A 12,902-nucleotide genomic window follows, 5' to 3' on the forward strand; every position below is an offset into this window, starting at 1 on the left:
TTTAGTCATTCACTTGTTCTAGAAAAGGAGTAAGCTAGCCAAGAACTGGAAATTTTTGACATAATACGGTAAGGGATTCGCTGTTTCGGGACGAAACTAATTAAGGGAATCGCAGGTCTTACCACCAAGACGAAAAAAGGAGGTTTCGAATGTTTCAATCCGAAAGAGAAAAAAACGAAAAAAGCCAATTCCAAGCCAAAGGGCCGATCCAAGTCAGAAAGGAGTTTGCTCGCTCGGAAACAGCGAACTTCGGCACTAAAAAGGCAGAAAGTAGAGAAGAAAAAGTTGTCCGACTGAGGCCAGACCTATACGATAAATAAATCCCCAGGCTTCAGAAGCGAAGCGACTAAAGAAGTTCCGACAACCTTTCTAAAACCCGGTCGTTCTGTTCCGGCCTTCCAATCGTAATTCTCAAGGCATTCAATCCGTAACTTTTCAGATTTCGTAATATGATCCCTTCCTTCAGCAATGTCTCGAAGGTTTGGGTGGAATCCAATTTTGCTTTGTCCAATTTGATCGTGATAAAATTCGCATAAGATTCGAAGTAAAAGAGCCCTTTCTTCTCTGCAAATTTTTCGTAACGGATCATTTCCTTTAGGTTTGCCTTCAAATAATTTTCCACGAATTCCCTGTCGCTCAACGCGGTTGCAGCCGCTAACTGAGAAAGTTGAGAAACATTGAAGGGCGGTCGTAACTTATAGAATGCTCGGATCATTTCTTCGGAAGCGATACCATATCCAATTCTCATCCCGCCTAATCCGTAAATTTTAGAAAACGTATTGGTATATAATACATTAGGGAATTTTGAAATTACATCCGCAGCTTGGATCTCTTTTTTAGGATCTCTGGTTTTTCCGAATTCCATATAAGCCGCATCCAAAACCACCATGGTTTCGGAGGAAATATTTTGGAGAAAAGTATATATATCTGCCTTGTCTAAAGCGTCCCCGATCGGGTTGCAGGGAGAGCAGATGAATATGATCTTAGGAGAATGTTTTTTGTACAGATCCAAAAGCTGGTCCAGATCATGCAGTTCGGAATCGGTTTGGATTGTTTCGGCTCCACATTGTCCTGCATATATAGAATACATCGAGAATGTTTTGCCGTTCTGTAGGATCTTGTCCCCGGGACTCAGGACCGATCTGGTCGCAAAATCGAAAATTTGATCGCTGCCGTTCCCTTGTATTACGTTTTTTGCATCTACTCCGTGTACTTTGGCAAGAGCATCCTTGAGCGCCTTATAGGAATCGTCCGGATACAAGGGCATCTTATAAACCGCTTCTTTTATCGTCTCGGAAACCTTGGGAGATACGCCGTACGGATTCTCGTTCGAAGCGAGTTTGAGAACCTTGTCCGGCGAAATTCCGTATTCACGTACGACTAATTCTATCGGTTTGCCGGCCTCGTAAGCCGGGATCTTGTCTAAAGCGGGCAGGAATCGCATCTAATTCCAGAAAAAAACGGAGTCAGGATTCTTCCAATCGTTTTTGTTCTACTAACCTCTGGTAAAGTCCTTGGAAGTCTTTAAAAAATAGAGACTCGTTCAGCGCGTACTCCATCACCATTCTTTTAGTCTCTTCCGAACCGAGTAGGGCTCGGTCGGAAGCAAGCATTCTCGCCCCGCCATCCAATAGTAGGTCCCTAAAATAATGATTATTGAATATATTCGGAGTCTCCGTAAAAGATCCTTTGGAATGCCAACCCAATGTATGTACTCCCAAGAGTAGAACCGTATCTCTCGCGGAAAATCCCATCATGGAAAAATAATTCAAAGAATCTTTTACGTCAGGACTATCTACAGGCATAAGCATTCTTCCCGCCGGATAATTGGAGTCCTGTCTTCCGGGAAGAATATGGACTTGCGGTCCGCCCGCTTTTTGAAGAGCAAGGGCACCTGAAAGAGCAACCATGTCCGCAAAAGAAGGAACATTCTTTCTCCCTTCCTCTTCCATTTCTTCTTTTAAATGGATAATCTCTTCTATTTGTTTTGCCACGCCACGATTGTTCTCATCGTTCATAATGGTTGGAAAACGTATGGAGCCTTCCAAGCCTAACCATTCTCCATCCGCAGAGAAGATAGAAGCGGCATGAAACACCATACGGAGCCAAGCTCCCACTTCAGTCGGATCAATCTTATCCCAGATCCTGTACCCGGTTTCTTGCCAAACACTTCCCTCACAATTATTCTTGGTCCCTAACACCTCGTGGACCCTATAATTTCCTGTTTTACCTTTCAGTTTCGTTTCGAAACTTCTTCCCTTTTGGATCCTATCCTTTACGGATTCATAAACTTTTTGGGAAATTAAGATCTTTGCGTCGGCTTTTTTTGTAGTTGTTTCGATCCTACTTGCGGAGTTCACTGTGTCACCTATCGCAGTGAATGACATGTTCAAAGGATGTCCTAACTTTCCTAAAATCGCCGTTCCGTAATTGATCCCGATCCCTATCTCGAATTCCGAGCCTAAATGGTTTTGCAAATAAGTATTCAAACTTTCTAATTCGGCTCTCATCTCTAATGCGGAACGGATCGCATTCAGATTGGCACGAAGAGGGTCCGGATCTTCCAACCCGAAGATCGCCATTAGCCCGTCTCCTATGTACTTATCGATGATCCCGCCGTATTTTAGGACCTTATCTCCCATTCTATAAAAGTAACGGTTGAGAATGTGGATGACGTCGTAAGGCAAATGACTTTCTGAAAAACCGGTGAAACCTCGGATATCGCTGAATAAGATAGCAACCGGTTTTTCTATGCCTGATATCAGATCCGAGAATGTGGATGCAAGGGCCTTGTCAGCTTCATCAATGACCAATCTACGAAGAACAACATCGCCGGAGGTCTTTGTTTGGCAGGCGAGTCTCACGTTCTCCGGAAAACCCTTCTTCAAAGCAAGTGTCGTTTCCATTTCGTTACGGGGAAGAAGATGTTCGTCCCCATCTTGGATAAGTATCCTACAGGTGGAACAACGTGCATTACCTCCACAAGCGTGTATATGAGGGATACCCGCATCCAAGGAAATTTCTAATAATGACTTGTTTAATTCGGAAGGTTCGAGGAAAACTTCCTTATCGTTTTCGAAAATTATTTTTATCATAAAGGAGATCGAATCCGGCGATCAATATTGGACCTTAGTCCTTGTTCATTTTAATTTCAGATGAAAACAATTAAAAGACCATTACTAAGACTTAAATACACGCAAGATAAGAATAAAAATATTCTTTGCTCCGAGCCGGAAATTCTTTTTTTCCACGTCTAATCCCAAGTTCTCCGAGTATCCGATCGTGAAAACCCAAGAAAATGGATCATCAGAAGAATCGCCCAAAAGATCAGTGATTTTATGCGTGGATGACGAATTGATCATTCTGCGAGGATTAAAGGAACAGCTCAAATCCGCCTTCGGAAAAAGTTATCAAATAGAAGCCGCAGATAGCGCGGAACTCGCCCTCCAAATAGTGGAGGAATGTAACCAGGCAGGGATCCATATCCCGGCGATATTAAGCGACCAAGTAATGCCGGGCATCAGGGGAGACGAGTTCCTGATCCGGATCCAAGAAACAAATCCGAACACCAAAAAGATCATGCTCACTGGACAGGCAAGTGCGGAGTCCGTGGGAAATGCACTGAACAAGGCGAACTTATATCGATATCTTTCCAAACCTTGGGACTCGAACGATCTACTCATGACGGTAAAGGAAGCGGTTCGTTCTTACGAGTCGGATATTTCTCTTTTTGAACTGAATAAAAAATTGGAAGAGGCCCTTCTCTATAATCGAGACTCAGGTCTTCCTAATTTGGAATCCTTAAGAAGAAGATTGGATCTTGCCACGGAAGAAAGGGAAGATTCTCTTCTAGCGTTGATACGTATCGAGTCCACTTCTTTGACCACAAGAGATTTCGGAGTTTCTCTCTATAAGGATTTAATGAAGAAATTTCTGGACTCCATGAAATCCATCTTAGGGAGCTACGGAGAAATTTTCCACGTATACGAGGACGAGGTCGCGATACTGTCCAAGGTGCAGGAAGAGGAGTTCCTACCGCATCTGATCGCATTTAGGATCCTTCTCCGTTCCGATTATTTTACCGCTTCTGGGATTTCTTTCCGGATCAATGCAACCATTGCCACTGCAGGTGGAAAAAAAGATCTGTACTATAAGGCGAGACTAGCGCTTGTTAAAGCAAGCCAAGAGCCCGAGTTCGATTCCGAAGCGGGGATCTATTCGTATTCAGAGAAGATGGACGATCAGGATCTGTACAAGATCAATATGGATCTGGGAAAAAGACTGAATCAGGCAATCCATTCCGGCAACATAGTGCCATATTTCCAAGGGATTATGGACAACCAAACCGGTAAGGTCGAAAAATTCGAGTGCCTGGCTCGGATCGTTGAAGACGGAAAAGTTTATGCTCCCGCAAGTTTTTTGTATCTGGCAAAATCCACCGGGCTCTTGAGAAGGATCAGTCCTATCCTTTTTGAAAAAGCGCTTAAAAAATTTTCTGATTCTACTTACTCATTTTCCATCAATCTTTCCGAGACAGAATTGGAAAGTCCAAGTTTTCCGAAATGGGCTTTGTCCAGAATGGAACATTATGGGATCAATCCTTCTAGAGTGACTTTTGAAATTTTAGAGACGGCAAGTTTTCATGGAAATCCGGAACGTCTGAAAGTGATCGCAGAATTGAAGGAGCTAGGTGCAAAAATTGCAATCGACGATTTCGGAGTAGAACATTCCAATTTTTCCAGATTATTGGAGATCCAGCCGGACTTTATCAAGATCGACGGAAAATTTATCCAATCCCTGGAGCGAAATCGGACCGCATTCATTTTAACTTCTGCCATCACAGAACTTGCTCACCGGATCGGAGCGAAAGTAGTCGCTGAATTCGTATCTACACCGGAGGAATTGAAAGTTGTACGTTCCCTGGGCATAGAATATTCGCAAGGTTACTTAATTATGCAGCCTTCTCCCGACATAACCCCGGTTTCGATAAAAATTATTGAATAGGTACTTCGGTCTATTTATTTCCAAGCGATCTTGTAACTCATTCTTTCGAGGATAAAGTCGAAAATTAGTTGCAATCATAATTTATAGAGTAAGTATCCTTGTTTTGCTCCGGATTTTGAACCGGGGTTTTACTGTTTTTGTTCGTCTAATTTATACGTTGGTACCGGGGGAGCGGTGGAGAAAGCGATTCTTTTTGTTGATGATGAAGCGCTCATTTTGATGAGTATGAAATCCCAAGTCAAAAGACATTTGGGAGATACTTATCGTTATGAGACGGCTCTAGATGCGTCCGAAGCGATGCAGATCATTGAAGAATTGGTAACAGAAGGAGTCAAGATCCTGATCGTAATTTCCGACTGGTTGATGCCAAATATCAAGGGGGACGAATTTTTACGGATCGTTCACCAGAGATATCCCGAAATCCAAAAGATCATCATTACTGGTCATGCCGATATCGCTTCCGTTGAAGCTTTAAAGAAAGAGATCAATTTATACAGTTACTTAAAAAAGCCTTGGGACGAAAAAGAACTAGTAACCACTATCACCTCAGCCCTTAAATAAACAGGGGGGCATAATGAGCCTTCGAACGCGCTTTTCTCTTTATTGCGCTATTGTTCTATTTGCGTTTTCGGTCCTACTAACTTTGTTGGTGGCTGCAGCCGCATATTATGATTCCAAAGTCTCCTCTCAAGAAGCAGCATTCGCAAAAGCGGAAGGGGCTTCCTTCGAAGTACGTAAAATTTTTTCCGAAGCAATTTCTAAAGTTGGAGACGCAAAAAGTCGTTGGGAGCATTCCCGTCCTTCCCGCGATTCCGTCGAAAAAGATCTATTGAATCTTTTTCAGAACGATAAAAGGTTTTTAGGAGCAGGCGCGGTCTTCGAAACAAATCTTTTTGACGGAAAGGATTCATCCTTTATCGGCCGTAAGGGTTCCAACTCCAAGGGAAGATTTGTCCCGTACTTTCACAGAAGTATCAAAAATCCGGATGAGATCAGCTTAGAAGAAAGTGTATATTATGATAATACGGACGAAAGCGGGAACTATTACCAGATCCCGAAAGCTACCTTAAGAGATTACGTAGGAGAACCGTATTTTTATCCGCTGGAAGGAGTGAATGTTTTTATGATCTCCTTGATCCGGCCAATCATCCGCCAAGGAAGATTTATAGGAATAGTCGGTTTGGATCTGAAACTTTCCGACCTGGAAGAAGAATTATTTTCGAAAAGACCGTTCGGAGGCGGCCATTTGGCATTGATCTCTCCTGGCGGAAAATATGCGGTTCATGGAGCAGATACGTTGCGGCAAGGGAAGGACGCAGGAACTCCTGAATTAAAGGATTCCATCCAAAGATCATTATCTTCAGGTCAACCTTTTGCCTATTTAGTAGAAGGTGGGAACTCCTACATATTCCCTTTCGGTATGGGAACATACGGAAAGAATTGGGCCATCGAGGTCTATGTTCCGGATTCCTATTTATGGAACGATCTTGGACCTATCATTCTAAGATGTTTATTCATCACATTCGCACTATTGCCGATATGTTTGTATTTTCTGGATAGGTTCTTCTGCAAATACGTAGTCGATGGATTATCCGCCGCTACTACTTTCGCGGATTCCCTGGGAGCCGGAAATTATTCCGCTCAAATCCCGATAAGGAACTTCCAAGACGAGATTCATCATCTTTTCGTAACATTGGAGAATATGAAGGAGAAGTTACTGGCCGCGATCGACCAACAGATCCGATCCGAAAAAATATTAAGAGAATCCGCAGAGATTTATTCACGTAACGAGATTATCCGGCTTCAAAAAGAAGAATTGGAAGTTGCATTAGGAGAATTAAAGACCGCTCAGGAAACCTTACTTAGGAACGAAAGGCTAACGGCGATAGGTAGGATTTCCGGTGCGGTCAGTCATCAGATCAATAATCCATTAGGTGCTATTGGAGCTTCTCGAGAGAATATTTCCTTTTATGTGAAAAGGATAACCGTTCTTCTTCCTTTTCTTTTCGAATATTTGAGCCGGGCGAGCGATCCTGAAAGGGAATTTTTTAACATCGCCTTGAAGAAAACATTAGAAAATCATAAAGAACAGATCGGTAAAAAGTTCAGAGAGACTAGACATTCTATCGAGGCTTTCTTAAAGCAGGAAGATATAGATAATGCGGGTGATAAGGCGGCCGTTGTTGCTGAGCTTGGATTCGTTGATTGTCCGGAATTCATTCTTCAATTATGCAGATGTTCCGAATGGGATCGTATATCCGAATTTCTAATGGCTGTTCGGGGGTTAGAGATCTCGGAAGAAGTAATCCATCGATCCACTGATAGAATGTATAAAATTGTGTCCGCATTGGAGACGTATTCCGGGATCGCAAAAGAAGATAAGGAAAGATGGGTCAAGGTTTCCGATACGATGGAAGTTGTGCTTGGAGTATACGAAGGAGCGGGTGGAAACCGAGTCACCGTAGAAAGAAATTACGTCTCGGAAGCTACTTTGAGATGTGTTCCCGAAGATTTAGTTAGGCTTTGGACCCAAGTCGTGGATAACGCTTACCAGGCTATGTCGGGGGAAGGAAAACTTAAGGTAAGTATCTATGATGCGGAATCCAAGGTAATCTGCGAGGTGGAAGATAGCGGCTCAGGTATTCCAAAAAATATCAGAGAAAAAGTGGGGGAAGTCCTATCTTCCGGAAAATCGGAAGGTGAAGGTGCAGGGATCGGACTTGCCGTTGCCGCATCCATTTCTAAAAAATACGGGGGAAGCTGGGATTGGGAAAGTAAACCCGGATGCACTATCTTTCGCTTTTCCTTTCCCAAATCGGAATAAAATATAGTCTTTTGGGCTTTAACTATGAGTATTAGATACAGAATTTCACTTTACTTATCGATCGTACTTTTGACCGGTTCTTTCGTTCTGGCGGGTATCAATTCGTTTTCCTCTTATTTTAGTTTAAAGTCACAGGTGGATTCAGGATCTACCATGGCCGGCAAACGTTATGAATATGAAATTTCGAACTTTTTGAATTCCGTTTTGGGTTCTTTGAGAGGTTTTCAATTCATGCTGGAAACTACTCATCCCTCTCGTGAGGAAATGGTCGCTTCTCTCAAAAAGTTAGCCGAAACCGATACTCATTTTTTTGGAACTTGGGTTTTATACGAACCTAACGGCTTCGATGGACAGGACGCCCGATATAAAAATACTCCTTACCACGATGCGACCGGTAGATTTATTCCGTATTGGAATCGAGCAACCGGAGATTTAAAGATCACATTCGCAGAATCGTACGATGTGGATGATACGATCAGCTTTTATTATCGAATTCCGAAGAAGACCCAAAAAGATTTTATTTCCGATCCTTATGTGTATTCCGTAAGCGGAAAAGATGTACTGATGGTTTCGATGGTGAAGCCGATCCTACGGAACGGAAAATTTGTAGGGACTGTCGGAACGGACATCGCTATGGAGAATTTACAGGAACTTTTGGGACCGATCCGGCCGTTTAGGGGAGAAGGTTACCTGGCTTTGGTTTCGCCTGAAGGATTTTATGCCGCAAATGGAGGAGATCCTTCCTTAGTGGGAAAGGTGATCCCGGAAGAAAATATCCTTGCGCAAGTAAAAGAACTAAGTTTGAAAGGTGAGGATTTTCAGATCAAGGGTGCGGGGCATACTAGATATTTTTTCCCGTTTTTATTAGGAAATTATGATAAACCTTGGGCAGTGGAAGTGTCGATCCCGGATTCGATCTTTTGGTCGGATATGAGAGGAGTGATCTTACAGACGATCATATCGTCTTTGGTGATCATGGTGGTGATCCTGATCATTCTGAACTTGATCTTTAACCGACTGATAACCTCCGGCTTATTAGAAGCGATCGGTTTTTCGGAGAAAATAGCGGAAGGAGATCTGACATCGCATATGGATATATCGAGAGAGGATGAGATAGGTAAGCTTCTCAAATCCATGGATCTAATGAAGGTGAATCTTTCCAAGATCATTCTTGATATCAAAACATCTTCCACAAAATTAAATAACACCTCGGACCAAATGGCGGAGTCGAGTCGTAACTTCTCGGATGTTGCGCAGGCTCAGGCTTCCGCAGCGGAAGAATCGTCCGCAGCTGTGGAGGAACTGGCTGCATCGGCTGAAAATGTTCGTAGATCGATGGAAAAAGCGATCGAGAACATGAAAGAGATCGATACGAATGTTGTACTTCTTCGCGAACAGATCGGCACGATCAATAATGAGATGCAGACATTATCCCAAGTGGCTTCCGAGTCTCAAGAGAGAGCGTTGACGGGTGAGAACGCGATGGGAGCGACAAACCAGGCAATGGATGAGATCGGAGAAAGTGCCAGTCGTATCAACGAGATCTTATCGATCATAACGGAGATTTCGGAAAAGACGAACCTTCTTGCATTGAATGCGGCGATAGAAGCGGCACGTGCAGGTGAAGCGGGCAAAGGATTTGCGGTGGTAGCGGAGGAGATCGGAAAACTTGCCTCCCAGACCTCTTCTTCGGTGCAAGAGATCGGGGAACTTGTGGATTCGACGAATAACGCGGTCCATAACGGAAACACTAAGGTGAAAGAGGCGAGTGATATCCTTCGTAAGCTAAGGACTTCTGTTGATTCCTTCGGATTATCGGCGAAGAAGGTATTGGAGTCTGTCCGGACCCAAGAGAAGAACACACAAGACATCCATCAATCCGCGAATTTCCTGATGAGTTTCAGTTTACAGATAGAGGAAGCGGTCCAGGAACAGAAACGAGCCACAGATGAGATCACTAAAACGATCGTAAGTATCTCGGAAGGAACCCAGGAAGTGGCTTCCGGAGCGGATGATCTGACATCTTATTCCAGTGAGATGCATGGGCAATCCGAAGGACTTTTGAAATCCGTGGATAAGTTTAAACTTTGAGACTCTCTCATCTCAGTGTCTCCTTAAATCACCTAAGGAAAGATTATCTTTTCTATAATCTTCCTCTGTGTGCTCAAGGAATCTTTCTCTATACCGTTTTCCATTTTGAAAATCGTTTTATTATTTTTTAATATTTCCAATGCCCAGGGTTTCTTTTCCAAAATCACATGCACATAGGAAACAAAAGAATCCGCAAAAAAATCGTCCGCATTTGTGGCAGAGTATAGTGTAGGAAAAGGAGTTTTGGAAAGGACCGGATAAATTTTTTCCCAGTTTTCTTCCAAAGAAAGAGATTCGGAATAAAAACGGATTTGAGGTCGGAATGTAAAAACGGAATCATCCAAATAGCTGACCTTCTCCGATCTCCAAATACCTTTATAGAACTCAAAGTTTGCAAAGGATCGTTTATGGGAGAAAAAGCTTGGACCTATCTTTTCCGTTTCGGAAAGAATATGACCAAATTCGTGTAATAGGATATAACGAAGAGCATTCGACTTGGTGTTTTGTTTTTCCTCTTCTATCCGGATTCGTATCTTAACATTTCCTTTTTGAAAGGAGGAATTTTCCTTATAACTGATCCAATCGTTTGCGTTCCTGTTGAGAGTATTCGCATCTAAGATCACAAAACCTCCGATCGGATCCCCATCCTTGCGAACGATCCCTGTGACTGCGGAGCCGCCTAAGTCCTCACAGAAGTAAATACGGAAAAGTTTGCTTTTTAAAAGAGAAACAAGCGGACCAGATTGAGAATTCAAAGCATTTAATAGAGTTGTTTTGAACGGTTGAAGATCCTTTAATGGAGAAGGTGATTCAGTAAATCCATCCACTCGATTTAGTTCTTTTACATACTCCAAAGCTACTTTGTCCAAATTGAAAATCCTAGAGTCCCAATCCTGGGACTCCAAACCGACATAGTTTTCTATCTTTGAAAGAGGAGTCGACGATAGAATATCAGCATAAGGATTCGGATCTCCCGCTTCTTCTTTGCAGGAGTAGAAGGTTTCAAAAACAAGAATGAATACGACAAACAATCGACACATTTCCGTCTTTAGCTTGGATTTTTTTTCGGAAAACATGCGGCTTTGAATATGCGAAACTTGAGCTAGAAGGAAAAGTATTTTTCTTTGCATCGCAAAAAATCGGAAAGAGAAAGATTGGGTTATTGATTTGCATTTCATAGGCCCTTTGTAAGATTTGTGCCTGTCTCTCATGAAGACCGGCGTCCCTATTTATAACACTTGTGGATTTCCCCGCGATTATGCTCGGACGTCTTTCTTGTTATGTATGGTCGCTCTGTTTTTTTACGGAGTATCGATCTTTTCGGATGTAACCAATCCTTGGGAACTACCTAAGGATGAGAGGATCTTGAATCGCAAGGATGTGAGTCATATCGTTTTAGAGACTAGACCAGGCGGATTTCGTGTAACTTTACTGATCAACGAAAGATTTCCGTATAACTATAAATCAAAATCAGCTGCTTTCTATTATTCTAATATTAAGGATTCTAAAGAAGGTTTGGAATTGGCGGAAAAATTGGATCGATATCTTACATCCGGCTTTAACATGAAGATCAGATTTAACGGTTCTGAAATTTACGAATTTATATTAGATGAATCTATCCAATAAAAAAGCTAGCGGGATACTTAACCCTTGGTCTTTCCTGGAAACCGAATTCAATTACCGAGAGGTAAGCGCTTGGAAAGATTTCGTCCGGATCGATCAGTCATTCATTCGACTCGCATTTTTTCTTCATTTCCTAGTATATTTTTTAGCCCTGATCCCTGAGATACGGAATGCTCCTCATGGAACTATTTATTTCGGCCTTATATTAAGTTTAAACCTACTTAGCTTGGTTCTTTCTTTTCAAAGGAAATATCTTCCTGCTGTCATTCACGGCACGAATTGTAGCATCACTTTTTTAGTGATGCTGATCTTAAACGAATCGTTTTACAGCTTCGACGATCTTCATAGTTTACAACTATATAATAATTATTTCCTGCTAGTCGGATTTTTGGTCTTATTCCAAATGTTCCGCCTTAAGGTAAAGGGTTGTTTCTTAACGGCGACTTATTCCATCGTATTACACCTCGGATTCATATATTTTAAACTAAAGAACGGCCCTTTTACGGGATTCCCGTTGGTTCTATTCGTTCCGGATGTGGTTTACCTGATCCTAAGTTTGATCGGGACTACGATCGTAGTGATTGTCAGAAGATTAGTCCGTATTTCTTCCGAACTGGATTCAGAGTATAGATTTTTGCAGCACGAACTCCAAATTGCGAGAAAAGTGCAGGAGACTTTATTTCCGGAAGATATCAGTATTAAAGGATTCAAATACGAGGTATTCAGATCCACTCCTAACGAGATCGGCGGTGATTTTTACGATTTTATACAGTTAAGGGAAGGGAACACCGGGGTTTTTTTGACCGATATAGCGGGCCACGGGATCGCTTCCGCGTTAGTCGCATCATTTATCAAAATTATGGTAGCGACGATGCCTTATCGTCTTAAACTTCATCCGGTCCGATTATTGGAGTATCTGGATGAGACACTTCTCAGGCAGTTTAAATCCCATCATGCCTCCGCTGTGTATATCTTTTTCGATTTTATTTCTAAAGAGATCCATTTTGCGAATGGAGGACATCCGTATCTGATGCATTCCCGAAACGGAAATGACTTTAGGGAAATTGAAACTACCGGAAGTATATTAGGATTCGGGATTAAAAGGCCTATCGCGGAACTGGTTTCTTTGCCGATCCAGTCCGGAGAAAGGTTATTTTTGTATACGGACGGATTGATAGAGAATCGAAATCCGCAAGGAAAACAGCTTGGAAGCGAAGGCCTTATTGAAATCCTGAACAGAAATAAGTCTTTTACCGATTTAAAACAGTTTAAAGAAGCCGTCCAAACCGAATTGTCCGCATTTTTTAGGGATGCGGAGTTCGAAGACGATACACTTTTTCTGATCATCGAGATGGAGTAA

The 12,902-nt window shown here is 42.4% G+C and carries 10 protein-coding genes; 7 read left to right on the plus strand and 3 right to left on the minus strand.

Annotation, left to right across the window (positions count from 1 at the left end; translation table 11 throughout):
- The first annotated feature begins 149 nt into the window (after nt 1–149).
- Complete coding sequence (locus tag LEP1GSC192_RS19995; RefSeq protein WP_020771449.1) at nt 150–320, plus strand: hypothetical protein; 171 nt, start codon at nt 150–152, stop codon at nt 318–320.
- A gap of 26 nt (nt 321–346) precedes the next feature.
- Here the strand turns inward: LEP1GSC192_RS19995 and hisC are convergent, their stop codons facing one another.
- Together hisC and LEP1GSC192_RS18340 are read right to left on the minus strand one after the other, a co-directional pair.
- Nucleotides 347–1,444: a histidinol-phosphate transaminase gene (hisC, locus tag LEP1GSC192_RS18335; protein ID WP_020771122.1), complete on the minus strand. Its 1,098-nt coding sequence runs from the start codon at nt 1,442–1,444 to the stop codon at nt 347–349.
- A 22-nt stretch (nt 1,445–1,466) separates the two neighbouring features.
- Entirely contained in the window at nt 1,467–3,095 is a 1,629-nt protein-coding gene (locus LEP1GSC192_RS18340) for a peroxidase family protein (protein ID WP_020771306.1), read from the minus strand.
- A gap of 187 nt (nt 3,096–3,282) precedes the next feature.
- On the opposite strand from LEP1GSC192_RS18340, the gene LEP1GSC192_RS18345 reads away from it, so the two are divergent.
- The 4 genes from LEP1GSC192_RS18345 (at nt 3,283) to LEP1GSC192_RS18360 (ending at nt 9,919) form a co-directional block, all read left to right on the plus strand.
- Nucleotides 3,283–5,004: an EAL domain-containing protein gene (locus LEP1GSC192_RS18345; protein ID WP_036090931.1), complete on the plus strand. Its 1,722-nt coding sequence runs from the start codon at nt 3,283–3,285 to the stop codon at nt 5,002–5,004.
- 174 nt (nt 5,005–5,178) lie between these two features.
- Nucleotides 5,179–5,565: a response regulator gene (locus tag LEP1GSC192_RS18350; protein WP_008597002.1), complete on the plus strand. Its 387-nt coding sequence runs from the start codon at nt 5,179–5,181 to the stop codon at nt 5,563–5,565.
- A 13-nt stretch (nt 5,566–5,578) separates the two neighbouring features.
- Complete coding sequence (locus tag LEP1GSC192_RS18355) at nt 5,579–7,828, plus strand: ATP-binding protein (RefSeq protein ID WP_036090934.1); 2,250 nt, start codon at nt 5,579–5,581, stop codon at nt 7,826–7,828.
- Between the two features lie 24 nt (nt 7,829–7,852).
- Nucleotides 7,853–9,919 (plus strand): methyl-accepting chemotaxis protein, encoded by a 2,067-nt coding sequence (locus LEP1GSC192_RS18360; protein WP_020771466.1) that lies wholly within the window; start codon nt 7,853–7,855, stop codon nt 9,917–9,919.
- Between the two features lie 32 nt (nt 9,920–9,951).
- On the opposite strand, the gene LEP1GSC192_RS18365 is transcribed toward LEP1GSC192_RS18360, so the two are convergent.
- A complete protein-coding gene (locus LEP1GSC192_RS18365; RefSeq protein ID WP_020771303.1) occupies nt 9,952–10,950 on the minus strand; it encodes a hypothetical protein in 999 nt (332 codons plus the stop codon).
- Nucleotides 10,951–11,203: 253 nt separating this feature from the next.
- Here LEP1GSC192_RS18365 and LEP1GSC192_RS18370 point away from each other — a divergent pair, with 253 nt between their 5' ends.
- Together LEP1GSC192_RS18370 and LEP1GSC192_RS18375 are read left to right on the plus strand one after the other, a co-directional pair.
- Nucleotides 11,204–11,545: a hypothetical protein gene (locus LEP1GSC192_RS18370; protein ID WP_036090937.1), complete on the plus strand. Its 342-nt coding sequence runs from the start codon at nt 11,204–11,206 to the stop codon at nt 11,543–11,545.
- Entirely contained in the window at nt 11,529–12,902 is a 1,374-nt protein-coding gene (locus LEP1GSC192_RS18375) for a PP2C family protein-serine/threonine phosphatase (RefSeq protein ID WP_020771156.1), read from the plus strand. The genes LEP1GSC192_RS18370 and LEP1GSC192_RS18375 overlap by 17 nt, the downstream gene beginning before the upstream one ends.

The organism is Leptospira sp. B5-022 (genome assembly GCF_000347035.1).
GTDB lineage: Bacteria > Spirochaetota > Leptospiria > Leptospirales > Leptospiraceae > Leptospira_B > Leptospira_B cinconiae.